Annotated in this window: 25 protein-coding genes; 17 read left to right on the plus strand and 8 right to left on the minus strand. The window is 42.8% G+C overall.

Annotation, left to right across the window (positions count from 1 at the left end):
* The first annotated feature begins 151 nt into the window (after positions 1 to 151).
* From DXK30_RS09130 to coaE, 3 genes are all read left to right on the plus strand, one after another.
* Positions 152 to 1,375, plus strand: a complete 1,224-nt coding sequence (locus DXK30_RS09130; protein ID WP_114701425.1) for a type II secretion system F family protein — start codon at positions 152 to 154, stop codon at positions 1,373 to 1,375.
* A gap of 7 nt (positions 1,376 to 1,382) precedes the next feature.
* A complete protein-coding gene (locus tag DXK30_RS09135) occupies positions 1,383 to 2,282 on the plus strand; it encodes a prepilin peptidase (protein ID WP_114701426.1) in 900 nt (299 codons plus the stop codon).
* Between the two features lie 126 nt (positions 2,283 to 2,408).
* A complete protein-coding gene (gene coaE, locus DXK30_RS09140) occupies positions 2,409 to 3,095 on the plus strand; it encodes a dephospho-CoA kinase (protein WP_114701427.1) in 687 nt (228 codons plus the stop codon).
* On the opposite strand, the gene rlmB is transcribed toward coaE, so the two are convergent.
* Positions 3,058 to 3,828, minus strand: coding sequence for a 23S rRNA (guanosine(2251)-2'-O)-methyltransferase RlmB (gene rlmB, locus DXK30_RS09145; RefSeq protein ID WP_114701428.1), 771 nt, complete (start codon positions 3,826 to 3,828; stop codon positions 3,058 to 3,060). The genes coaE and rlmB overlap by 38 nt on opposite strands.
* A 224-nt stretch (positions 3,829 to 4,052) precedes the next feature.
* Positions 4,053 to 4,388, minus strand: coding sequence for a pyrimidine/purine nucleoside phosphorylase (ppnP, locus tag DXK30_RS09150; RefSeq protein ID WP_057757729.1), 336 nt, complete (start codon positions 4,386 to 4,388; stop codon positions 4,053 to 4,055).
* Between the two features lie 764 nt (positions 4,389 to 5,152).
* On the opposite strand from ppnP, the gene recN reads away from it, so the two are divergent.
* The 7 genes from recN (at position 5,153) to DXK30_RS09185 (ending at position 10,577) form a co-directional block, all read left to right on the plus strand.
* The gene (gene recN / locus DXK30_RS09155) at positions 5,153 to 6,832 is read left to right on the plus strand and encodes a DNA repair protein RecN (protein ID WP_114701429.1); all 1,680 of its coding nucleotides are present in this window, start codon (positions 5,153 to 5,155) and stop codon (positions 6,830 to 6,832) included.
* A 167-nt stretch (positions 6,833 to 6,999) separates the two neighbouring features.
* Positions 7,000 to 7,563, plus strand: coding sequence for a YqgE/AlgH family protein (locus DXK30_RS09160; protein ID WP_114701430.1), 564 nt, complete (start codon positions 7,000 to 7,002; stop codon positions 7,561 to 7,563).
* Positions 7,564 to 7,613: 50 nt separating this feature from the next.
* Positions 7,614 to 8,183 (plus strand): Holliday junction resolvase RuvX, encoded by a 570-nt coding sequence (gene ruvX / locus DXK30_RS09165; protein ID WP_227670806.1) that lies wholly within the window; start codon positions 7,614 to 7,616, stop codon positions 8,181 to 8,183.
* Positions 8,184 to 8,269: 86 nt separating this feature from the next.
* Positions 8,270 to 8,764, plus strand: a complete 495-nt coding sequence (locus DXK30_RS09170; protein ID WP_114701431.1) for a hypothetical protein — start codon at positions 8,270 to 8,272, stop codon at positions 8,762 to 8,764.
* A gap of 83 nt (positions 8,765 to 8,847) precedes the next feature.
* Entirely contained in the window at positions 8,848 to 9,174 is a 327-nt protein-coding gene (gene tusA, locus DXK30_RS09175; RefSeq protein ID WP_114701432.1) for a sulfurtransferase TusA, read from the plus strand.
* Positions 9,175 to 9,240: 66 nt separating this feature from the next.
* On the plus strand, positions 9,241 to 10,179 hold the full coding sequence (gene xerD, locus DXK30_RS09180; RefSeq protein ID WP_114701433.1) for a site-specific tyrosine recombinase XerD: 939 nt from the start codon (positions 9,241 to 9,243) through the stop codon (positions 10,177 to 10,179).
* A 68-nt stretch (positions 10,180 to 10,247) separates the two neighbouring features.
* Complete coding sequence (locus tag DXK30_RS09185; protein WP_114701434.1) at positions 10,248 to 10,577, plus strand: DUF3817 domain-containing protein; 330 nt, start codon at positions 10,248 to 10,250, stop codon at positions 10,575 to 10,577.
* Between the two features lie 63 nt (positions 10,578 to 10,640).
* Here DXK30_RS09185 and DXK30_RS09190 read toward each other — a convergent pair whose 3' ends face one another.
* Positions 10,641 to 11,084 (minus strand): PH domain-containing protein, encoded by a 444-nt coding sequence (locus DXK30_RS09190; protein WP_114701435.1) that lies wholly within the window; start codon positions 11,082 to 11,084, stop codon positions 10,641 to 10,643.
* A gap of 241 nt (positions 11,085 to 11,325) precedes the next feature.
* Here DXK30_RS09190 and DXK30_RS09195 point away from each other — a divergent pair, with 241 nt between their 5' ends.
* A complete protein-coding gene (locus DXK30_RS09195) occupies positions 11,326 to 11,934 on the plus strand; it encodes a class I SAM-dependent methyltransferase (protein WP_101204678.1) in 609 nt (202 codons plus the stop codon).
* Positions 11,935 to 12,048: 114 nt separating this feature from the next.
* Here DXK30_RS09195 and lptG read toward each other — a convergent pair whose 3' ends face one another.
* Together lptG and DXK30_RS09205 are read right to left on the minus strand one after the other, a co-directional pair.
* On the minus strand, positions 12,049 to 13,257 hold the full coding sequence (lptG, locus tag DXK30_RS09200; RefSeq protein ID WP_114701436.1) for an LPS export ABC transporter permease LptG: 1,209 nt from the start codon (positions 13,255 to 13,257) through the stop codon (positions 12,049 to 12,051).
* Positions 13,257 to 14,567, minus strand: a complete 1,311-nt coding sequence (locus DXK30_RS09205) for an LPS export ABC transporter permease LptF (protein ID WP_114701437.1) — start codon at positions 14,565 to 14,567, stop codon at positions 13,257 to 13,259. Before DXK30_RS09205 ends, lptG begins: the two co-directional genes overlap by 1 nt.
* A 493-nt stretch (positions 14,568 to 15,060) precedes the next feature.
* Between DXK30_RS09205 and DXK30_RS09210 the strand changes: the two genes are divergently transcribed.
* From DXK30_RS09210 to sstT, 4 genes are all read left to right on the plus strand, one after another.
* The gene (locus DXK30_RS09210; protein WP_114701438.1) at positions 15,061 to 15,678 is read left to right on the plus strand and encodes a cysteine hydrolase family protein; all 618 of its coding nucleotides are present in this window, start codon (positions 15,061 to 15,063) and stop codon (positions 15,676 to 15,678) included.
* Between the two features lie 225 nt (positions 15,679 to 15,903).
* Positions 15,904 to 17,559: a leucyl aminopeptidase gene (locus DXK30_RS09215; RefSeq protein ID WP_114701439.1), complete on the plus strand. Its 1,656-nt coding sequence runs from the start codon at positions 15,904 to 15,906 to the stop codon at positions 17,557 to 17,559.
* A 7-nt stretch (positions 17,560 to 17,566) separates the two neighbouring features.
* A complete protein-coding gene (locus DXK30_RS09220; protein ID WP_114701440.1) occupies positions 17,567 to 18,046 on the plus strand; it encodes a DNA polymerase III subunit chi in 480 nt (159 codons plus the stop codon).
* Positions 18,047 to 18,341: 295 nt separating this feature from the next.
* Entirely contained in the window at positions 18,342 to 19,544 is a 1,203-nt protein-coding gene (gene sstT / locus DXK30_RS09225) for a serine/threonine transporter SstT (RefSeq protein WP_114701441.1), read from the plus strand.
* A gap of 81 nt (positions 19,545 to 19,625) precedes the next feature.
* Here the strand turns inward: sstT and DXK30_RS09230 are convergent, their stop codons facing one another.
* Both DXK30_RS09230 and DXK30_RS09235 read right to left on the minus strand, forming a co-directional pair.
* Positions 19,626 to 19,949 carry a chaperone modulator CbpM gene (locus tag DXK30_RS09230; RefSeq protein WP_102083164.1) on the minus strand — a complete coding sequence of 108 codons (324 nt, stop codon included), beginning with the start codon at positions 19,947 to 19,949 and terminating at the stop codon, positions 19,626 to 19,628.
* A gap of 100 nt (positions 19,950 to 20,049) precedes the next feature.
* Entirely contained in the window at positions 20,050 to 21,075 is a 1,026-nt protein-coding gene (locus DXK30_RS09235) for a DnaJ C-terminal domain-containing protein (protein ID WP_114701442.1), read from the minus strand.
* Positions 21,076 to 21,759: 684 nt separating this feature from the next.
* On the opposite strand from DXK30_RS09235, the gene DXK30_RS09240 reads away from it, so the two are divergent.
* The gene (locus DXK30_RS09240) at positions 21,760 to 22,122 is read left to right on the plus strand and encodes a septal ring lytic transglycosylase RlpA family protein (RefSeq protein ID WP_057757673.1); all 363 of its coding nucleotides are present in this window, start codon (positions 21,760 to 21,762) and stop codon (positions 22,120 to 22,122) included.
* 72 nt (positions 22,123 to 22,194) lie between these two features.
* Here DXK30_RS09240 and DXK30_RS09245 read toward each other — a convergent pair whose 3' ends face one another.
* A complete protein-coding gene (locus DXK30_RS09245) occupies positions 22,195 to 24,216 on the minus strand; it encodes an ATP-binding cassette domain-containing protein (RefSeq protein WP_114701443.1) in 2,022 nt (673 codons plus the stop codon).
* A gap of 661 nt (positions 24,217 to 24,877) precedes the next feature.
* Here DXK30_RS09245 and erpA point away from each other — a divergent pair.
* The gene (erpA, locus tag DXK30_RS09250; protein WP_057757666.1) at positions 24,878 to 25,258 is read left to right on the plus strand and encodes an iron-sulfur cluster insertion protein ErpA; all 381 of its coding nucleotides are present in this window, start codon (positions 24,878 to 24,880) and stop codon (positions 25,256 to 25,258) included.
* Positions 25,259 to 25,293: the final 35 nt, after the last annotated feature.

Raw genomic sequence — 25,293 nt, forward strand, 5'->3', positions numbered from 1 at the left:
ACCTGTAACTTCTATTGTCGGATACTTTTCAAAATAAAACAGATAAACACTGGTTTTTTACGCTAAAATAAAGTATGCCTGACTGGTATCTTAAGTCTGGTATTCTATTGTAAATATACAATATATATTAGACAATTTCGAGGGTAGTAATATGGCAAAAGCTAAGACCGATATGTTGTTAGATTTTGTTTACGACGGTGTGAACCGACGCGGACAAAAGGTAAAGGGCGAGACCACCAGTCGTAGCTTAGAGCTGGCGAAGGCGACCTTACGTAAACAAGGTATTACGGTTAAGGGTATTAAGAAAAAGCCAAAACCACTTTACACCTTTAAAAAAGCCATTAAAGCCATCGATATTGCTATTTTTGCTCGGCAGTTGGCAACAATGATGAAGGCAGGTGTGCCGTTAACACAGTCTTTTGAAATTGTCGCCGACTCTCTCGATAACCCAAGTATGAAAGACTTAGTATTGCAAATAAAAGCAGACATTGAAGCAGGTGGAACTTTCGCTTCTGCTTTACGCAAGCATCCTCGCTATTTTGATGATCTATTCTGCTCACTTGTTGATTCTGGTGAGCAGTCAGGTGCACTTGAAACAATGCTTGAGCGAGTCGCTACTTATAAAGAAAAAAGTGAGCTTTTAAAAGCAAAAATTAAAAAGGCGATGAAGTATCCTATTGCTGTCATCGTAGTAGCTATTATCGTTACTATGATTCTACTGATAAAAGTAGTGCCTGTCTTCTCTGACCTATTTAGTTCATTTGGTGCAGAGCTGCCCGCCTTTACCCAAATGGTGGTTGGCATGTCTGAATGGATGCAAGCATGGTGGTTTATGCTTATCATTGTTATCGGCGGTACGATTGTCGGTTTTTCAGAAGCCAAGAAACGTTCTAAGAAATTTCGTGACTTTTTGGACCGTGCCGCACTGAAAGCTCCAATATTTGGCAATATTGCTTACCAAGCGATTATCGCCCGTTTCGCTCGTACACTATCTACAACTTTCGCTGCTGGCGTTCCACTTATTGATGCACTAGATTCTACTGCTGGCGCAACCAATAATGTCGTATTTTACAATGCTACCCAGCAAATCAAAAATGACGTATCTACTGGCCAGCAATTACAATTTTCTATACGTTCGACCAATTTATTCCCAAGTCTGGTCATTCAAATGGTTGGTATTGGTGAAGAGTCTGGTAGCTTAGAAGAAATGCTAGATAAAGTAGCTGTCTACTACGAAAATGAAGTCGACAATGCCGTTGATGGTTTGACCAGTTTGATGGAGCCGCTAATCATGGCAGTATTAGGTGTATTAGTTGGCGGACTAGTCATCGCAATGTACTTACCAATCTTCCAAATGGGTTCAGTAGTAGGATAATGATTTGATGCAATTTATACAGTTACTACAAGAAAATACTATTCTAGCTTTAGTGGCATTTGGTCTATTAGGTCTTTGTGTTGGCAGTTTTCTAAATGTTGTAATTCATCGCATACCGCTGATGATGGTGTATGGTTGGAGACAAGAGTGTAGCCAGTTTATGTCTGAACAGGCAGATATGCCACCCGAGCATACGCTACCCATAGCAAGTATTGTAGCTACTGACCAACCAATTACTTTAAGTCGACCTGCCTCACGCTGCCCTCATTGCGCACATAAAATTAAGTGGTATGAAAATATACCTCTAATAAGTTGGCTGCTATTACGCGGACGCTGTTCAAGTTGCAAAGCGGCTATCGGTCTGCGTTATCCTCTCGTTGAGCTAGTAACTGCCCTACTGTCCGTATTAGTAATATATAATTTTGGGGTGAATGCTACAGGCTTATCCGCATTGATTTTGGTATGGACACTGGTGGCTCTAACAGGTATCGACTTTGATACGCAGCTACTACCTGATCGTCTAACTTTTCCTTTGGCAGGTTTAGGATTGGCGGTAAACTCACAAAGCTGGTTTATTACACCAATACAGTCGATATGGGGATTACTACTTGGGTTTTTATCGCTATGGATAGTAGTGAAGGTATTCTATTTAATCACTAAGAAACATGGAATGGGTCAAGGGGATTTTAAACTACTAGCAGTATTAGGTGCTTGGCTTGGACCTATGATGTTACCCTTAATCATCCTACTATCGTCTTTACTTGGCTCTATCGTTGGGTTGATCTTGATGAAAAGACAGGGTGAAAGCCGGCCTTTTGCTTTTGGGCCTTATATCGCTATAGCAGGTATTGTTGCCTTATTATACGGCTCAGATATTGTCAGCTGGTATCTCGGTATGTATGTCTAATAACTGACAACATACACTAGATTATTGTAGTAAATTTTCAGCAGTGACTCATGAACGAAACCTTAAAAGGCCGATTGTGAGTTTATAGCTGCATTCATTATTCTATCTGTCAGATAAGCCATTACTATGTCAAAAAACACATCGCACTTTTATTCACACCAACCACAAACCCCGCAACCAAAAAATAAGAAGCTTGTAGTCGGTTTGACGGGTGGTATCGGTAGTGGCAAATCTGCCGCTAGTGCTTGGTTTGCTGAGCAAGGCATCGACATTATTGATGCAGACGTAATCGCTCATGAGATTGTCGCTAAAGGTAGCGCCACTCTGCAGAAAATTCAGAAAAAATTTGGTGATTGGATATTGACTGCTGATGGCGTCATGGATAGGGCGGCTGTACGTACACACGTATTTGCAAATCCTGAAGCGCTGATTGAGCTTGAGGCTATCACTCACCCAGCGATACGTGAGACAGCAAAAGCACAGCTAGATGCTAGCACCTCACCGTATATAATTTTGTCTGCGCCTCTACTGATAGAGGCTGCAGAGGCAGGACTGGCCAATTTATGTCAACGTATTTTGGTCATGGATGCGACCGAAGACACGCAGCTTGCACGTGCCAGTCAGCGTGATGATCAAAGCATACAAAAAATTAAGGCCATTATGACCAATCAGCTGAGTCGTGAAGAGCGTAATCGTCATGCAGACAATGTCATACTCAATGAGAGCGACCTTGCCTCTCTATATCTACAACTAGAACCCTTGCACCAAGAGTATCTTACGCTTGCCCAGCAGCTAAAGTTCTCTGGCGATTAACCTCATACAGTGCCATGCCAGTAGCTACACTCACGTTTAGGCTCTGTAGATTACCATGCTCGTTTCCTGACATTGGAATATAAACCAACTCATCACAGCTTTCCATTGTCAGTCGACGCATACCCTCTCCTTCTGAACCCATAATGATAGCGGTCTTGCCAGTCAGGTCAGCGGCATGTATTGGCTTAGCCTCTTCACTAAGTGCCGTACCAAATACGAAAACGCCTGCATTTTTGATTTGAGATAATGTGCGTGCCAAGTTCGTAACACTGACGATCGGCATCATCTCTGCTGCGCCAACCGATACTTTAGCGACTGTTGGCGTTAGGCTCGCTGCATGGTGTTTTGGACAAACCACTGCATCCACACCCATAGCTACCGCGGTACGTAGGCAAGCGCCAAAGTTATGTGCATCAGTAATTTGATCTAGTACCAATAACAAGCACTGTTCACGACCAATAATAGTATCAAGCAAACCTTCATCAGCAAATCCCAACGGACGCGCATTGAGTACCACGCCTTGATGCTGCGGACTGCCACATAACTGCGTTAGCTTGTCTTTTTGGGTTGGTTGAATACTAATGCCGTTCGCTTCCGCTTCAGCCATGATAGCTTGTACATGGCTGTCACTCTCGCGTCCCTGTTGCACAAACAAGCTAAGACCATCCAAAGGGCGGTGTTTAAGTAACGCATCAATGGCATGAATGCCGTAAAAATAAATGGGTTTTGCCATAACAGGCCTATTAAATATTAGGTGGATATCGCACTAGGCGACGGGATAAAAGAGGATAACGTCGGCTTTAAATGTCATAGCTCATTGATGATGAGAGAACAGTAAACCAAACGTCAAAAAAAGAAATAAACAATACCAATCCGATATTGTTTATTTTCTCGAAACACTAATGTGTGATAGAACAGGCACTAAAATAATAAAGCTCAAGCGCCCTATTAATAATATCAGCCTTCTAGATGACAGACATATTGAACAATTTCTTCAGTACGTAGGTTAAAACCGCTATTGCCTTCAACGACAAATGACTGACCTGCACGGTAGTAGCTGAATTCATCATCACCATTGATCTTCACTTCACACTCACCACTGGTGATTTCGATACGCTCAGAAGTATTGGTGCTAAAGTGATAATGCTCAACCAAGTTGTCGCAAGGTAAGATAACGCCTAGCGTTTTATGACGACCATCCTCAAACATAATGGTATGGCTTGAGCAGCGACCATCATAAGATACTGTCGCTTGGGCATTAACTGTTACGTTAGTAAATTGCGCCGCTGTCATAGTGGCTTCCTTATCAAATAATTATGGCAAAACTAAAAAATAAGTAACGGGTTAAAGTACTGACAGAGTTGCACTGAGCTTCAAATACGCGACCAGTAAGCAAACACGCCTGCTTTAGACACCTTATCCCTCTATATTAGATATCTGCGCGCTAAAGGTAGCCACAGGTTCTATGAAAACGCTTTTGAATAATGATTGAGTGGCATGTTTTTACCACTATACGCCTACAATTTTACAAAATTATGACTTGTTATTAGGTTGCACAGCGCATCAAACTCATAAGAAGAGTTTATCATTATGTGAGATTATGCTACCACATTATATCTATAAAGTTTGTTAAAGCGACTAGGAAAATTCTATTCGATGGCAAGTATACACTCACTCATTTAATATTCATTTGGTGTTTTTCTAGGCGGATGCTAGGCCACTAACTTAGATATATTTTTATCATTATCAGTCAAAATGCTTCTTCGTATACTATGCTTATCTTTGGATATCGAATGACCCTAACGACTGATATTATAGGTATTATGTTGATGATTTATTGTCAGTTTTTAATAGTTTTATGGTAATCTCCCAATAATAAATTCTGTTATACCTTGTCTTAAAGTTTGTATTTACACACATTTAACACCATACTATTTGCCTACAATATTTATCTAATTAGCAAGTTTAAATAGATATTTTCACTTCCTTATTTACCCTATTTATAGATGGCTTCCTAAGATTTATATGATGTCCATTGTCTGTCCTGAGAGGCGTTGATGCTAGTATCGTTAACTTTACATCAGTTTGCGTTGATTGCTCAGCATGAGCTGAGCGTGGCTGAAGGTTTTAATGTCATCACTGGTGAAACAGGTGCTGGCAAGTCGTTATTGCTAGATGCACTATCACTGTGTGTCGGTGAGCGAGCAGACAGTGCGATGGTCAGGCATGGCGCCGCGCATGCAGATATCTACGCTCAATTCGATGTAGAAAATAATAGCGTCGTCGCTGAGTGGTTTGCCAAAAATGATCGACCGCTAGAAGAACCTGAAGTACTTATTCGTCGACAATTAAGTAATACTGGCCGCTCAAAAGCATGGCTAAATGGTTCACCAGTTAGCTTAGCGGAGCTAAAGAGTTTAGGCACTTTACTGGTCAATATACATAGCCAACATGCTCAGCAAGCATTGCTCAAGCCGCAATTTGTGGTGCAATGGCTTGATGAAATGGCACAGATAACACCGTTAGCCAACCAAGCTGCCAGTAGCTATCAAGCTTATCAGCAGCTAAAACGTCGCGCAGATGACATCGCGAGCCGCGAAGCCCAGCGTCAAGATCGTATTCAGTTGTTGCAGAGCCAATTAGCAGATATTGCGCCGTTATTGGCTGTAGACTACGCAGAAGTTGAATCTGAACACGAAGAGCTCTCCAACATTGAAGCGTTAATGCAAGAGGCCAGTCATGGTCTGCATTTGCTCGACAATGATACCGATGAGCCAGACGTCATGACCTTGCTCGGGCAAGCGATTAAACTCTGTGACAATCAAGTAAGCGTCAGTCAAACGTTTGAGCAAGCTTCTGAACAGCTCCATCTAGCACAGCAGCAAATCACTGAGGTGACTGCTCTGCTATCAGATTATGCCGAACAGCAGCTACCTGATCCTGAACGCTTACAGACATTAGACAACCTAATCAGCTTAGGACATCGTTTGTCACGTAAGCATAGCTTGCCAGCGAGTGATTTAATTAATGAAGCAAAAGGTTGGGAAGCGCAATTAGAGCAGCTAGAGAACCAGCCAAGCAGTGATGCAATGGCAGCGCAAATTGAGCAGGCTTGGCAAGACTATCTCGCTCTGGCGACACAGTTAAATAAAAAGCGCACAAAAGCTGCTCCGATAATTAGTAAACAACTCATCAAACAGCTACAACCACTTGCGCTACCTAATGCTCGCTGTGAATTTGTTTTTACCAAAAAAACCGAACCTAGTCAGTACAATGCCCAAGGTTGTTTCGATATTGATTTATTATTCAGCGCCAATGTTGGCATGCCAATGCAGCCTCTACACAAAATCGCCTCAGGTGGTGAACTGTCACGTATGGCGCTCGTGATGCAAGTCTTACAAGCGACCAATGCCGATAATAATGCCGCCAAGCCTATGCTGGTATTTGATGAAGTCGATGTCGGTATCAGTGGCGGCACTGCGCAAGTGGTTGGCGAGCTACTACGCTCGCTTGGGCAAACACAGCAATTGCTAGCCATCACGCACCAAGCACAAGTCGCGGCACAAGCGCATCAACATATCTTGGTACAAAAGCACCATCAAGAACAGACCGAAAGCGAGCTACTTATACTGACCAACAGTGCGCAAGTAGACGAGTTGGCACGTATGTCTGGCGGTGTCATTATCACTGACGTCACACGCGATCATGCCCGCAGCTTATTATCCGATGTTAAATAACTCTCTATTTGACCTATCTAACGTTAAATAATTATTCATTTTCATCAAAACGAATGGTTATTTGAGTCTGTATGATGGTCAGCAGCAATTGGTGTGAATCTTGCTTTTCTATTGATTATCACCATATAGTGGTCTTTCACCCTTATTATTAGGTTGCGTTTGTTTCTATGTCTAAAACCAATTTGACCCATCATTTTTTGATTGCAGCACCCGAGCTGTCAGACCCAAGGTTTGAGCAGGCACTTATATATATTTGCCGTCATGACAAGCATGGTGCGCTAGGTCTGATGGTCAATCGTCCGCTTGAGCAATCTCGCGTAGGTAAGCTGCTAGAAGATTTAGATATTGAAGTGACCAATCCGCAGGTGATGGAAGATTTGGCATTAGAAGGCGGCCCTATGTATCCTGAGGTCGGCTTTGTGCTGCATACTGGTCAGCCGGAATGGGCCTCTTCTTTTGCTATTTCAGAGAACGTTTGCATCACGACTAGCCAAGATATTCTAAAACGTATTGCCGCAGGCCAAGGTGTTGGTCACTATCAGCTGTGTCTAGGTCATGCCAGCTGGGGCAAAAAACAGCTAGACCAAGAGCTGAGTAATGGTGACTGGTTAGTCTGCCCTGCTGATCTGAATTTATTATTTGATACTCCATTTGAAGAACGCTGGCAAATCGCAGCCGACAAAATCGGAGTCAATTTTGACTACCTTAGTAGTGACATAGGTCATGCGTAATCTCATACGCTCTGCGAATTTAGATAAAGACATAAAGGACACCCATTACTATGGTAGATAGCACTTTTACAGCCAGTAGCACAGACGCTATAGATAATGACATTGATACTCTTGATAACGATAGTAATAGCACTGCTGAAACTATCGAGCCAGAAGTAAAGCCGCATCTTATCTTGGCGCTAGATTACGGCGTCAAAAAGATGGGTATGGCGCTCGGTAATACCATTACGCAGACGGCACGTGCCTTTGATATATTAGCGATGAATAACGGTCAGCCAGATTGGGACAATTTAATCGGTATCATTAAAGTCTGGGGCGTAGCACAAGTCGTGGTTGGTCTACCGCTTAATATGGATGGCACTAGCTCCATGCTTTCAAAACGAGCACACAAATTCGCTCGTCGTCTGGCCCATAGAGTGATGGAACAACATTTGCCAGTGACCGTATCACTGTGTGATGAGCGGCTGACTTCAATCGAAGCAAGAGAAATCGCATGGGACAATGGTTGGATCAAAAACGAACGCGACCCAATCGATGATATCTCCGCTTGTATCCTAATGTCGACCTATTTTGCTGATCCTAATAGCAGTATCGCTATCGATGCAATCAAAGCAGAATAAAGCAGCCAAATAGGTAAAAGACACGTGTGCGGCTATAATGTCACTTTGATACATCGTACTTCTTAACGGATAAATGACTGATTACTATGACCACTGTCTCAGACCAACCCTCACAACATAAGTCACAGCATGGTTTTGCTCCACTTGCTATTGCCCGTATTAAAGGCGCACAGCGTGCCAACCAAATAGCGATTTATCTCATTTATGCGGCTATTTTTGCATTTGTAGTCTTTGGCACGATTGCTAGTATCAAAGCATTCCATGATAACCAGCTGCTTTATCAGTTATTTTACAATTTACCCTACGCCCTCGTAGCCCTCACGATACCCATTACTATTTATGATGCATTGGTCGTTTATCGTTATCGCTTAAATCAACCGTCGATGATTGCCATGAGTATTGGCGTATCGACCCTTATATTGGTTGGCGGATTAATTTTTGCCGATACTGCATGGTTAGGACTATCTTGTTGGCTGGGCGTGGCATTTTTATTTAAAGTAAGCTTTAAGCGATTTTTTAACTTTTTAGAAGTAGCTGATACGCCTGATGCCGACGAAGAGACTAAAAGTACTGAAGCGTAGACGAGCTACAAAGTATGCCGCTATAAGCACTTAAGCAAACTACTCATCCTCAAACCCATTTATTTAGCTTTACGATAACGACTATGACCACTTCGATACCAGACACGCCTATCCACCATCACTTAGATACTCAAGGGCTGATCTGTCCTGAGCCAGTCATGATGCTACACCGCGTCATTCGCAAAGCAGATGGCGGTGAAGTGATTGAAATATTGGCGACAGATCCTGCTACCACGCGCGACATTCCGAATTTCTGTCGTCATTTGGGTCATGAGCTAATCGGTCAAGAAACACTGGCTGAAAACGTGAGCTTAGACGCTGATCCTGATGAAATCACCATCGATAGCGATGATGATACGCCTGCAAGCGTAACGCTATATCGCTATCTGGTTAAGAAAAAAATGGCATGATAGGTTTGGTATTATTTTAATAACTGTCTGTTATTGCTAACTTAACCCCTACCTGAGTATCATCCTATGAGCCGTGATCGTGCCGTGCAACAGCGTCAACCTAAAGCATTGGCGGTCGATGATGAGCCAGCTTATATGACTGAGTTTCGTCAAGCCATGCTGGCACGCGGTCTAGCGACGCGTACTCGTAATGCGTACGTCCGTGACCTACGCTCTTGCGAGCTGACCAATCCTATCGCCCTGACACGTTGGCAGCCTGATGATGTGCTGCATTGTCTGTCACTGCTTGCTAAAGATGGCAAAACCCCACGTACCCAAGCACGCATGCTCTCAAGCTTGCGTCAGTTTTATCTATGGATGATCGCCAGCAATTTGCGTGAAGACAATCCTTGTGAGCGTATCAAAAGCCCAAAACTGGGACGTCCGTTACCAAAGGACTTAGCCGAGGCTGACGTCGATAATCTACTTGCTGCACCTGATACCAGTACGGCACTTGGACTGCGTGATAAAGCCATGCTAGAAGTTTTATATGCCTGCGGTCTACGGGTGAGTGAGTTGATTAACCTCTCATTAGAGCAAGTGAATCTAAACTCAGGTTGGCTACAAATCACGGGGAAAGGGAATAAAACGCGACTGGTGCCCCTCGGCGAATATGCAGCGGATGCATTGGAAGATTATCTGTCTCATGGGCGTGGCGACTTGATTGCTCATTTAAAATCAGGCAATTGCCAAGCGGTATTTTTGACGGCGCAAGGTGGCTATATGACGCGGCAGAACTTTTGGTATCTACTTAAGAAGTACGCCAAAGTTGCCAGTATCGATAAAGAATTATCACCGCATACGCTACGTCACGCCTTTGCCACGCATTTGCTCAATCATGGTGCAGACTTGCGTAGTGTGCAGTTATTACTAGGACATAGCGATTTGTCCACCACGCAAATCTATACTCATGTGGCGACAGCGAGATTGCAGAAATTACATGCGGAGCATCATCCACGTGGGTAGCCTTGCCATATTGTCATATGGGCAGCACTGAGATCTAATATTATTGATGATTGTAAAAGGAATATATCGTGTCGCAAGCTCAACCGTCTGCCTTAACAAAGAGTCAAAACTCTGCACTTAGAAACCTCACTATCATGGGTTATTTAGAAGGTACGTCTTTTCTATTGTTACTTGGTATCGCGATGCCACTCAAATATATGTTCGATATTCCAGAAGCGGTAAGCTATGTCGGTCCAGTGCATGGGGTATTATTCGTTGCCTATGTCGTGGTGCTAATCATTACGGCGAGCAGAATAAAAATGCCGCTTTGGGCACTACCTGCAGGTGTGCTTGGCTCGTTTTTACCATTTGGGCCATTTATATTTGATCATTTACTGAAGAAGAGTTTGGGGAAGTAGTTTCGAAAAAAATTCAATATCAGGAACGATGTATAGCTGAATGCGGCTAACTATAATGCCATTCTATTCGCCTGCAGTATCTATCACTATTCTAGGATTACGTGCCTGTATCTCGCGATAAAAACGTGGTTTGTCTTTTGGTGAGATTAGTATTTCTTCATCTTGACATGATATTTTAATCCTATCCAATGATAGTGCTGGCGCAGAACTCATACTTCGAGTCGGCGTAATATAGGTGATATCTGTAATCTCAATTTTTTGAACAGAGAACCCACTATCTACTTGTAGTTGGTCATTCGTTAATGTGTACTCAGTACCGAAAAAAGGGATGAGCATTAGTGCTGCAAAAGGTATGAGAATAACCGTCGTTAATATAGTTTGTATGAGGGATTTGTGAGCATCTCGCTTCCACTGCCATAATGGAACAGACACAGTAAATAAACTCAAACCCCAAAGTAATAGTACAAGCCAGAAGTCTACTTTAGATACGAATGTAATGTCTGGCATAAATAATACTTAGCGACTATTAGGTTAAATTCGATTCTATATTAAGCTATACCTCTTATCTAATGTCTCTAACATTTTTTCTTAGAGTTTTTTGCGATACAGCAAAATGCAGTTCCATAAATAGATAGCTGCAAACCCATCCTTTTCTCGTTACAATACCCTTATTAAAGTGCGTCATGATATACATGCTGCCTAACTGGGCTGCGCACTACCTTTTACCTATCTATTATCCGAGAACCCCATGAGCCATAGACCACCTGCTGACCTATTAAAAAATGCCGAACACTGGCGCGAAGATATCAATTTTCGCCAAGAAGTGCTGGGTAAGCCGTTTGATTTTGCGACCACGTGGGGCATTTTTTCACCGCAAAAACTCGATGACGGTAGCTTGATGCTGCTTGATTATGTGGATTTTGAGCAAGATGATGACTCGATCGATTTGGGCTGTGGTTATGGTGTACTTGGTATGACGGCAGCGCGTGAGTGCCCAAATGGTCAGCATACGCTGATTGATAAAGACTTTATGGCGGTAGAATACGCACGTCGTAACTGTGAGAAAAACGGTCTAAACAATGTCGATGTACATTTATCAAATGGCTTTAATCATGTGGCAAAAGACAAAGACTTTAGCCTTGTGATGTCAAACTTGCCAGCTAAAGTGGGTAAAGAGCAGCATTATTTATACTTCCTCGATGCCTATGCACGTATGCGTAAAGGTGGCCGTTTTTATGTCGTGACCATCAATGGCCTACGCCAATTTGTGAAACGCTCATTTACCGAAGTTTTTGGCAATAGCGATAAAATCAAACAAGGTAAAACCTATACGATTACGATGGCGACCAAAGACTAGCTTTAGCTTTGCCTGATTGAGTTTCAGTCATTTAAACTAAAATTGACATCGACATAAAAAAGCACGCTAAATTAGATTTAGCGTGCTTTTTATTTTGTATGACCAACTATCCTTCTACATCTGGCGTTTTATCAAATATCCACCCAATAGCGCGCTGCCGATAATCGGCAATAGCACCATAAGCATCGGTGAAAAGCCTGTCGCTAGCGATACAAAACCAACTAAGTCTTGAATATAGCTAAATAGTAGACCAAACAACAATGCCACGACGATACGCAAGCCTAAGCTGTGCGTCCGTAGCGAGCCAAAGACAAACGAGCAAGCGACAATCACTAGCGATAGTATCGATAATGGCGATAGTAGCTTTTGCCAAAATGCGACTTCATGATCTAAAGAGCGATTGCCCTGTTGGCGCATAAACGTGCGATGCTCATAAAGCTGCGTCAATGACAAATCCTCTGCCTTACGCGTCAGCAGATACACAGACTCTGGGGCAAAAGGTAAGCTTAGTGTATCTGATGGTGAAACGGCTTGGCTACTCTCAAAACCCTGATTGATAGAGAGCTTAACCATATCGTTTAACTGCCACTCGTAACGATACTGCTCACTTGGCTTTTCGCTATTCACATCAATTGGTTCACGGCCAGTATAATTTCCACCTTCCGCATGGACAGCAGTTTGCAAATTACCGTTGTTATCCAAATGCCAGCGTTTCACCTCGCCAATATTACCCGCGACATCAGCATAATCAATATATAAAATATCGCTACCATCAGGTGTGGCACTGCCATCTTCTGTGGTTTCGAAACGTGGCTGTATCGTCCAGTAGCCGCGCACTGATGTGACCAGTGAGGTGCTATCCTCATCATTAATCTGTTTCGCTAATTGGTTAGAAGACGGTAGGACGAATTGGTTGATAGCTAATGCTAACAGTACAAATATCAAAGCGGGCTGCAATACCCAGCCGACGATACGATAAATACTGACCCCAGCCGCGCGCATGACGACCAGCTCGCTTTTATTGGCCAGCAAGCCCAATCCTATGACAGCACCCAATAGCGCACCCGTTGGGATAAATTGCTCTAAAAAATAAGGCGAACGATAAAAGATATATTTGAGCGCCTCACCCATGGTGTAGTTATCATCTAACGAATCAAGCTCTGATAAGTAAGAGAAAATCAGCTGTAATGCCCATAAACCAATAACGGCAGCGATAATAGCCAATAGAGCATTGAGTTTTACATAGCGGCTAAGGACTTTTAGATTGGCAGGTTTTTTGGCCAATTGATCAGACTTGGCTGACTTAGTAAATAAAGAGCGCATTAAAACTGCCCTCCTTGTGAGCTGTTGTTCTGATTATCGATGTCGCTAACTGAACTAGTTGCGGCAGCGGCTAGTCTGTTTTCTTGTTTGCGAAAGCGCAATCGATGTTGCACACGGCTACCCCAATTCATATAAAGCGCCAATGCCATAAATCCTAAAACAAGCCATGCATACGCCCATACGCTGATGCTGTCTTTGCTCACCGCGTTTTTGAGCGAGATGATACCTAATGCACAGCTGACAAATAATAAGATAGAAGGAAACAAGCGCAGCCAACGTCCTTGACGCGGACGGACTTGCGCCAGTGGCACGGCCAACATAGGCGCGATAATCATCAGCCATGGTAGCGCCAAACGATAGCCAAGCTCACCTTGTGCAGCGCGCATTGCACTGTTAGAGCCTGATGGTGAGCTACTCGTTGCGGCTTGCCACAATGGTCCTATCTTTTGCGTTTCAATATTGTCTTCGGTGATCACTTCCTGTGAAGACTCAGTCAAGGTGATGCGATAACGATCAAAAGCGACTTGATTATATTTCAGACTACCTGCACCGACTTCGTAACGACGTCCTTGGAACAAATCCAACTGGGTCACGCCGCTATTGCCAGTATCTACTTGCTCAGCGCGTTTAGCTAAAGTAATAGTGTCTTTACTAATGTCCTTTGCACCACTATTTATAATATCTTTTGGTATGTCAGAGATGCCAATTTGTTCGGCTGTCTCGCTGTCAATCGTATTATTCATATCAGTAGCATTGGCATCGACACTTTCAGCAGCACTACCTTTTTTCGCAGGTTCAGATTGGATCAAGATCACATCTTGCAGTTTTTTCTTATCATCGCTGAGACTACCCACATATAAATGATAATTACCGCTACTGATAAACTCGTTCGGACGAATCAAATCAAACGCACTGGTCAATGCTTGCTGCTGCCACACAGCCTCAGACGAGCGGACACCCCAAGGCTTGCCAACGACAGATAGCGCCGCCTCGCCGACGAACAACGCCAATATTAATGGTGTCATCAATCGAGCAAGCCGACCTCGAGACACGCCACTGGCATTGATCACTGCCATTTCTTGATCGACATACAAGCGACCAAATACCAGCATCAAAGCGATAAAGAATGCTAACGGTAAAATGAGCTCTAAAAAATACGGGAGGTTATACCCAATGATAGTAAACAGTAGGCTGACGTCCAAACGACCTTCAGCAGCGATGCCAAAATAGCGTATCAAACGACCGCCGAGCATCATCACTACCAAAAACCCCAACACTAAGGCAGTGGTCGAGGCAACTTGTTGTGTCATGTAGCGGCGTAATATCACAATGGGTACTCTTAAACGGTTGGTATGCGCGCGATTGATGATGGGCTTATTGAATATTTAGGACGTACGACGACATATCACCAGCATGATATGGGCCATTTACATACTCAAATAACGGTAAACGTTACTAAGCGACTGGTTAGTCATACTCAATAAACACAAGCGACAAATATAACCGCTAATGCTAGCATGTTTTGCCCAAAAATGGCTGTGAAATGTGTTTGAAAACATTACCTACACCTTGCTGAGAGCGCATTATTGACAGTAAGTAACAAATATAGCAAATATTGGATAAATAATTGCTAAAACCTCAAATTACATCGAATTGATAGTATTTATAGCGCTAAGTTTTTGCTTTATTTATTTTAGAAAGGTTTGTTTGTCATTCGTATCATCGAACATTTATCTCTGTTATTAATTGCTAGACTGACTGATAGAAAAATATACTTATATCGCCAAACGGAGAATAATACTAATGAATAAAACGACCTCTACACCCTCTACCCTACTTGAACTCGCTGGCGGCACATTCGATGCGCTTGACTGGTCAAATTGCGCACTCGTTCTTATCGACTATCAAAACGAATACGTCGATGGCGCTATGCCATTAGGAGATGCTGGGGCAAAAGCTATCGCCAATGCACGTTTACTACTCGATAAAGCGCGTCAGCAAGATCTACCTATCTTTCACATAAATCATCACGGTGCAGAAAATGGCAATGTCTTTGACCCTTTATCAGCTAACGTCGAGATCGTCGAACAATTGCAGCCGCAGGATGGCGAAACAGTGATTGCCAAAAAGCATCCGAATGCCTTTTATGATACGCAATTACAATCATTAATCTCAGCAGCAGAAAAAAAGCAGATTATTTTTGCAGGTTTTATGAGTCATATGTGCGTCAGCTCAAGCGTCCGCGCCGCATTTGATTTAGGTTTTGATAGTTTTGTCTGCCATGATGCCTGTGCCACTCGCGACCTACCGAGCGCTACAAGAAAGCCGATAAGCGCTGAAATCATGCATGATACTGCCATGGCAGCACTACAAGACAGATTTGCCGCGATGGTAACGACCGATGAATTGGTCAATGGCTAATATGTTGGCACCATCGAACAATGATAATGTAACCGCTAAACCATAGCGTAAGTTAGTACAGCATAATAATTCAAACGTATCACCCAAGACTTGCTAACTGCGCACGATTATCGCAATATGCTACACTACTGTGATTGCTCAACAGACCAAATAATCTAATAATCTAACAGCTATAAGCAGTCATCCAAATCCTGCAATTTTCATAACTCTAATAAGGATAACTATATGAATATCAAATTATCTCAACATTTACCAAAAACCCATACGCAGAAAATCTTGAAAAAAGAAGCCAAAAGTAAAGACGATGCTTGTCTGGTTGTATTGGTCGATGACAAGAAAAACATTCTGGCTGAATCTGTGCTGACCGAATATACCACTCGTATTGAGCAGTTGATTGAAGTATCACACTTTAAGGGTACTACCTGTGAGACTGTTGCTGACTATGCGCTGGCGGGTGATAAAAAAACCACTAAGCAAAACCCTGTACAACTGCTATTAGTCGGTGTAGGTAACACTGATAAGTTTAACAACACAATACTGCAAAAAATCGCCAATACTATCTATAGCAGCACTCAAAAGCGTGTGTCTTCTATCACTGTCGCCTTGGGTGATGCATTAGAAGAAAACCACTTTGGTCAATTTGCCCTTAATCTGTTGGCAGCTAGCTACCGCTTTGACAAGTATAAGTCTGAGCAAGCGAGTCCTGTATTAACTGATGTCTATCTGTTAGCGGATGATTCACTACAGCCTGCACTTGCCTTTGCTCAGTCAGTATTTGCTGGTCAGAGCCTTACTCGTGATGTGGCCAATGAGCCTGGCAATATCTGCTTCCCAGCTTACATGGCTGAACAAGCTCAAGAGCTTGCAAAAACCTACCCTGACCTATTAACCGTGAAGGTACTAGGTGAAGACGAGATGTCAGCGCTAGGTATGCATTGCTTCTTAGCCGTTGCACAAGGCTCTACCAAAGAAGGTAAGCTGGTACTCATGGAATACCGTGGTAAATCAGAATTTAGTTCAAATGCAGGCACTACCGAGCAAACTACTAGCAACGCAAAAGTGAGTGGTCTAAAGGCGTTAGCCGATAAACTACCAACCAAAAAATCAGCTAAAAATGTAAGCAAAAATAGCAATGATAATGCACAAGCGACCAATGACGACGCACCTATCGTATTAGTCGGTAAAGGCGTAACCTTTGACTCAGGCGGTATCTCAATCAAGCCAGGTGCGGCGATGGATGAGATGAAGTTTGACATGGGTGGTTCGGCGTCAGTAATTGGTACAATCAAAGCGTTGTGCGAAGCTCGTCTACCAATCAACGTCGTTGGTGCGCTAGCCTGTGCTGAAAACATGCCATCAGGTGATGCAACACGTCCAGGCGATATCGTCAAAGCGATGAATGGTAAGTCAGTTGAAATCTTGAACACTGATGCCGAAGGTCGTTTAGTACTAGCAGATACCTTGTGCTACGTGCAGCGTTATCAGCCAAAAGCCATCATCGATGTTGCCACTTTGACTGGCGCTTGTGTGGTTGCACTAGGCCATGTTCGTTCAGCCGTATTTAGTAATGATGAAGATGTCCTGTTTGATTTAGAAAATGCCAGCAACCTATCAGGCGATCTTATCTGGCATATGCCTTTAGATGATGAGTATCAAGCTCAGCTTGATTCACCAATCGCTGATATGCAAAATATCGGTGGTAAAGGTGCTGGCGCGGTAACTGCAGCCTGCTTCTTATCGCGTTTCATTGAAGAAGGTCAAGCATGGGCGCATTTAGACATCGCTGGTACTGCATGGAACTCAGGTAAAGACAAAGCAGCCACGGGTCGCCCTGTGCCATTGTTTATGCAATATCTAAAAAACAGTGTAGAGATGGCTTAATCCATTTATGAAAATTAGTTTTTATGTATTAAGTGAAAGTAAGGCCCAAGATTTCTTGGGCTTTATTTGTCAGCTGACTCAGACGGCGCTTAACAAAAGCGCTCAGTCTTTGCTGATTTTAATTGAAGATGAGACATTACTAGCAAATCTAGATACGGCACTTTGGTCACAGGACTCCACGAGTTTTATACCGCATCAATGTCTTTCTGATAATGACCATAAAAGTACTGATGTTGATAGTAATATTGCTACTTCTGAAGTATCAGTGCCTGTACTACTAGGCAATCATATGCCAGCAGATTTTAATGGTATCGTGATCAATACGACGACACGTCCCGTCAACGATTTTATGGCTGCTACCAATAATTCAAAACCCTCTCGAGTCCTTGAGCTGATTCGACCTGATGCTACAAGTACACAAGAAGGTCGCAATAAATATAAAGCCTACCAGCAATTAGGTTACGATCTGACCCACTTTAAGGTGTAGCTCTACTGTTTATTTCCCTCTTACCTTTCATAGCGAAATCTCTTCCTACCTTATACATCACTGCCTATATCGCTGCTTTTACTCTCCTATAAATGAGGTATTCTGAGTAGCTAGCCCTTGCCCTATAAGTGCTGCATTCTTTTTGTACTAGTTGTATAACTCTACTATCCCTCTGTTTGCACGCAACAGCTACTGCTATGAGCGGTATGCGAATATGTCAAAAAATGCTACCATCCTTCGATAAATTTTCTGTTGTGACAATTCACTTACTTTTAACGGACTTGAGGGTGTACAGATGCGTTCATTAATTGCGATGTATCAGCGTATAGGGCTGGTGCCGCTTATTATTATTGGCTTGGTATTAGGGGTATTGATTGGTTGGCTAGCGCCAAGTATCGGCACCGCCATAGGGTTGCTTGGTACACTCTTTGTCGGCGCACTAAAAGCAGTCGCTCCCATCCTAGTATTTATTCTGGTTATGGCAGCCATTAGTCAACATCGCAGTGGCAATGAAGTCTACGTAAAGCCGGTGCTTATCATGTACATGTTTGGCACTTTTTTGGCAGCACTAACGGCAGTCGGTGCCAGCTTTTTATTCCCGACTGAGCTGGTCTTAATAAACGCTGATATCGAACAAGTACCACCTGCCGACTTAAAAGAAGTCTTGACGAACTTGCTCATGAACTTGGTCGCCAATCCGATCAATGCAATCGCTGAAGCCAACTATATTGGTATCTTAGCATGGGCAATTATTATTGGTTTTGCATTGCGCCAAGCCAGTGATACTGCTCGCAATGTTGTCGGTGATTTTGCTGATGCCATCTCACAAGTGGTTAAATGGATTATTGCTTTAGCTCCATTTGGTATCTTGGGACTAGTCGCTAGCACGGTTGCTGAGACAGGCTTTGCTTCTTTGGCAGGCTACGCACGTATCTTAATGGTATTAATCAGCTGCATGTTATTCATTGCGTTGGTCGCCAATCCGCTTATCGTCCTTATTAAAACCGGTAAAAATCCTTATCCACTCGTGTTCAGATGTCTGCGCGAATCAGGAATTACTGCCTTCTTTACACGCAGTTCAGCAGCCAACATTCCAGTCAACATGAACCTTGCCCGTAAGCTTGGATTGCATGAAGACACTTATTCGGTGACCATTCCACTAGGTGCCACGATCAATATGGCTGGTGCTGCAATTACCATTAACGTCTTAACGCTTGCTGCTGCTCATACGTTGGGTATCGAAGTGACGTTTGCATCAGCGCTGCTTCTCAGTCTGGTTGCTACGATTAGTGCTTGCGGTGCTTCTGGTGTTGCTGGTGGTTCATTACTATTGATTCCACTCGCTGCTAGCTTATTTAGCATTCCAAATGATATCGCGATGCAAGTGGTTGCGATTGGCTTTATCATCGGTGTGATTCAGGATTCAGCTGAGACTGCCTTGAACTCTTCTACTGATGTATTATTTACAGCAGCAGCTGACCCTACTTATTCGCGTTAATTTTTGCTGAAGTGTTTTATATAGACATAAAAAAAGGGCCTTTAAAGGGCCCTTTTTTTATGTGGTATTTTGATTGTTTGATTACTTTAGGTTGTCTATATCGACTTCGATGACTGGTGTTTGCTGCTCTATTTGACGTTTGAGTTGGCGCAGTTGCTCAACTTCATCTAATAGCTCAAGTATCAGACCAATCGCTGGTACGCTGGCTTCAAAATCACGACTCAGTCGCGATGCACGGCGCACTGTCGTCAGCTGATAACCAGTAAATTTTTCATGCTCTGGTACATCATACTCAATGATATTTTCTTCGATTAATTCGATGACCCATTGGCGCTCTTGGCCACAGGCAGAGACCAGTTCATCTAAGCTCATGATGATGTCTGTAAATTCAGTCGAGTGGTTCATAGCTATTATCCTCGTTTTCTCTTTATTTCATCGGTATCGTATTCATCTCTGCTATTTGTTCGTTACTTCAGCAATAAGTAACGGTTATTCATAATCTTGTTTAACGACTAATATTGGTATCAGCAAAGGCTTGTTTTAGCTGCTCATAAGCCTGTATCGACGCATCATTACTGACATCAGGATTAACAATATTGAGAGTTAGATACAAGTCGCCTGCTTGCTTGGCAGGGATACCTTTGCCTTTAAGACGTAAATTGCTACCGGACTTGCTATTCTTAGGAATGGTCACACCAAGCGTACCCGCTGGCGTACTGACGTTGATTTTTTCGCCCAGTGCCGCTTCCCACGGTGCAATATTCACGGTTTGATAAACGTCTGCGCCTTCTATACGAATATTGGCATCATGACGAATTTTAACCTTCAAAAACAAATCGCCATTTTTGCCATTACTGCTACCAGCAGCACCTTGCCCTGCTAAACGAATTTGCTTACCATCAGTGATACCTTTAGGAATTTTTATCTTAAGGGTTTTATTGTCGTAGTCGACATTACCATTGGGCTGACGAACAGGGACGTTTAGCTTAATGCTATAGTCGTCGCCACTATAGACTGAAGATAAATCAACGGTAATCTCGGCATGCTGATCCTGACCTTTGCTATCTTGTGTCCCAAAGCCACCACCAAATTGATCGAAGCCGCTGCTTTGAGAGCGACTGCCCGTTTGTCCACCAGTTGACCCACGTGCGCCGCGACCAAATGCTGAAAAAATGTCATCGAAGCGAAAACCACCATCACCAAAGGCCTCACCGTCACCAAACTGATCTTTGATATCTTCCCAGCGAAAACCACCTTGACCTGCGCCGGTTTGCCCACCGCCCTCAAACCCACTTGATCTATTTTGACCAGCAAACGGATTATTGAGCATAGCGTCATATTCAGCGCGCTTTTCTTTATCTCTGATCGTTTCGTAAGCGTTGTTTATTTCTGCAATTTTATTATCAGCGTCTGGATGATCACTGACATCGGGATGATACTGACGAACAAGCTTGCGGTATTTTTTTTTGATATCAGCGTCTGAGGCGTCTTTTTTGACCCCTAAAATGTCATAGTAGTTTTTCTCTGCCATGTTATTTTCCCCAAAATAAAAACATATTAGTGGTATCAGTCTGCCAATTTCAAACGATACGGTATAAATAGCTACTAGATTTTGCTATAGCAATTTTTGTAGCCTACTTATCATCATAGCAATAATTACAACAAACACCGTTATATAAATATTACCAGTAGTGATGCCAAGCGATGTCTACAACATTCTGTAATACAGGTAAGCGAACACTTTTACCTTGAGTTAGATTTTTTAAAAATTTAGTATTATCAGCTCTATATTAGAACTGTAATAATGGCAGACTTTTTCTATTTACAAAATAGTAAGAATATAGCAAGGTTTTTTTACATTATATTATCTATTACTATTTGAGCTTTCATAACGATAATTATGCTATATCGATAGATTTGGTCTTTATATATTACCTATTTATATTGCGTTGTTGGCTTTCCAATATTTTGTCGGCTTCTTTATGAGAATCACTCTTTATAATTCTAATTTTATTACCTACGTCATCATTGTTTTTGCTAAAAAATAACTATTTTTCCTTAAAAAACAGCTATTTGACCTCATGAGTTTTTTACACGGCAGTAATAATATGACAAGCTAGCTCTTGTAGAATCCCCTATTATTCATACTCATAGGGAGTATAGATAACGTAGGCAAGAGCATCTGTCTATTTTATTAATTGCTTAAAGGTATTAAATGTCTTATTTAATCAAGTCTTTGGTTGTCACTTTATCGCTACTACTTAGCACCACAGTTTTTGCAGCCAATACCAGTTATTACGGTAGTAAGTTTCATGGCAAGCGCACAGCGAGTGGTAGTATCTTCAACATGAACTCTTTAACCGCTGCACATCGCACGTTACCGTTCGGCACGAAAGTACAAGTAACCAATCAAAAGACAAAGCAGAGCGTCGTTGTAAAAATCACGGACAGAGGACCTTTTATTAGAGGTCGTATCCTTGATTTATCAAAAGCCGCTGCTGGTGAAATAAACTGTCAGCTTTGTACGACCACGATGGAAATACTGTCGTACGGCGATGGCAAATATCGTAAGGAATGATGTAATAAAAAAGGGATGGCTTATGCCATCCCTTTTTTATGTCTGCTTATATAACTAACTATCTAGAACGCTTTATGCGAACTTAGCTTCCATCTCTTCTAAAGTCGTCATTGATAGTAGTAACTTCTCTTCATTATCACTATGCTGTTGCTGTAGCGCCGTTTGCTCATTGAGTAATACAAGCAAGTCAGACTTACGGCTCTCTTCGTACAACTCTGTATCAGCCAGTTTTTCTTCAAGCGTTACAAGCTGCTTATCAATCTTAGCCAGGGTCTTTTCTGTTTCTTCTATCTCGCGGCGGATAGGTGCTGTCATTTTACGCTGTTCAGCGGCTAGCTTACGCTGCTCTTCTTTACTAAGTGCAGGTGTAGCAACTCTACTATTTGATGAGTTATCAGATGACTTGTTACTTGCTTGACTATTATCTGTTTCACGTGAAACGAATTTCTTACTCTCTTTTTTGCTTTTTTTCTTACCTGTATTTTTATCTGATGCGTTCTCTTGCTTGCGCTTCTCTGCTAGCCATTTACCATAGTCGCCAATGTCGCCATCGAACTCTTCGATAATGCCATCGTGTACCAGATACAGCTCATCACAGACATTGGCAATCAACTCTCGATCATGCGAGACCAGTACCACTGCACCTTTGAAACCTTGTAAGGCGATAGTCAATGCTTGACGCATTTGTAAATCTAAATGGTTGGTTGGCTCATCGAGTACAAGGACGTTTGGACGCTGCCAAACGATCAATGCTAAAGTCAAACGCGCGCGCTCACCACCTGAGAATAGCTCGCTTGGCGTATCAATACGCTCACCGCGGAAGTCAAAGCTACCCAGAAACGAGCGTAGCATCGCATCAGAGGTTTTGCCCGCTAGGCGACGTAACATCTCTATAGGTGTTGCTTTGGCATCTAGGATATCCATTTGATGCTGATTGAAATAGCCTAGCTTTAGGGTATCCGAAACACGATATTTCCCTGTTAGTACGCCAAGCTCACCGACTAAGGCTTTAATCAGTGTTGATTTACCAGCGCCGTTCATACCCAGTAAGCCGAGACGGGTATCAGGCGTTACCTGTACATTGGCATTATGTAGAAGCGGTGTCTCGCTATAGCCGATATCTGCGTTGGTTAGCTCAATTAGCGGTGAGCTCATGTTTGCAGGCTCATAGAACTGGAACGAGAACGGGTTGTCAGCCATCATTGGTGATAGCTCTGCCATGCGCTCTAACTGCTTAATACGGCTCTGTGCTTGCTTGGCTTTACTGGCTTTAGCACGGAAACGACGAATAAAGTCATCTAAATGAGCCTTTGTCGCTTCTTGCTTTTCAAACGCTTGCTGCTGCTGCGCCATACGCTCGTGACGGGTACGAATAAACTGCTGATAGTTACCAGTATAAAGGGTGATTTTTTGCTGCTCTACATGCAGGATATGACCAACTGTCGCGTCCAAAAACGCTTGGTCATGCGAGATGACGATGACCAGACCCATATAGGCATTGATCCATGTTTCAAGCCACAAGATAGCGTCTAAGTCCAAATGGTTGGTTGGCTCATCGAGTAACATCAAATCAGCACGGCTCATCAAGGTTTTGGCGAGGTTTAAGCGCATACGCCAACCACCAGAAAACCCTTCTACTGGCAGCTCATGCTGGCTAGTCTTAAAACCAAGACCCGCCATAATTTGTGCTGCTTTGGTCGGCGTACGATATCCGTCGATTTCATCGAACTGCTGGTGTAGCACACCAATTTGCTCATCACTGACACTGCTCAAATCATTCAGCGCAGCATTAATTTCATACCACTGCTCATCACCGCTCAATACATAATCGATTGCAGACTGCGTCGTAGCACCAACTTCCTGTGCCATGTGCGCCACATGCCAGCTATCAGGAATACTGACTTCACCTTTATCAAGGGTGACCTCTGTATCGCCTGTACCCATCTGCGTCAGTAATAGCGCAAATAAGGTAGATTTGCCTGTGCCGTTGTTGCCCGTCAGTCCAACTTTGTGACCTGGATGGAGCTGAAAGCTTGCACCTGCAAACAATTCACGACCATCACGGCGAACACCAACGTCTTTAAATTCGATCATATAATTTCTTCATCTCAACAATAATATAGATATAGGGCAATAAGAAACACACATAGGGTATGCCAACTGGCGGCTATTATTTCAAACGCTTGCCCCATAGGCAAACAATTAAATAACTATTTCAAAACTAAGTATTTATTACGCCAAACACCTTAAGTTGCACAAGCGACTCTTGAGCTCATACATGGTTGTTACTATTATAAAGGTTATGGCCGTAAAATACCGTAATATGACTAATAAGCTTTAAGACTTCCTAATATTATTAAGTAGTGTTTTATACAGTCACACGCTATTATTTTTTAGTCTGGTTATTGGTTTAGCCCATTGACGCAGTTATTTTGAACAATACAATATCAAAATTGGGACACTGTCATTTATTAGTAAAATTCAATAGTTGCATCACTCTTGACAAACGAATCCGCACCCCCATTATGATATACTGCTAAAAGATAAGTGCCCACTATCAATAGAGCCAATAAAACGTTGTGGTGGCACAAATACTATTTTGAAATTGTACAAACAGCTTATAATGCACCAATAGCTTTGCCATAATGACAGCACCCAATTAAATCAAACGCCGTGCGTATCTTTATTTGCAAGTACCCTATTGCAAACCCAAACAGGACGACGACCGCATTTGATCCTAGCAACTGAGGTAGATATGAACGAATCAGCCAACCAATTTAGCCCAAGCTCAAGCCAGCCAGTAGATCCAACCGTATTAAGCCTAACTGATAGTGCGGCGCAAAAAGTACGCCGTCTACGTGAAGAAGAAGGCGATAGCGATCTTATGCTACGTGTCTATGTGACGGGTGGCGGTTGTTCTGGTTTCTCTTACGGGTTTAACTTTGCCAACGATCTGAATGAAGACGATGCCAATTTTGATAATGGGGATGTGACGTTAGTCGTCGATTCGCTAAGCTATCAATACTTGCAAGGCTCAACCGTTGACTATACTGAAGGACTGGAAGGGGCACGTTTTGTGGTGACCAATCCAAATGCCACGACCACTTGCGGCTGCGGTTCGTCATTCTCTATATAAGCCAAATAGACGCGGTCGCGCTATGATTATCAAGA

It is taken from the genome of Psychrobacter proteolyticus, from assembly GCF_003350005.1.
GTDB classification, from domain to species: Bacteria; Pseudomonadota; Gammaproteobacteria; order Pseudomonadales; family Moraxellaceae; genus Psychrobacter; species Psychrobacter proteolyticus.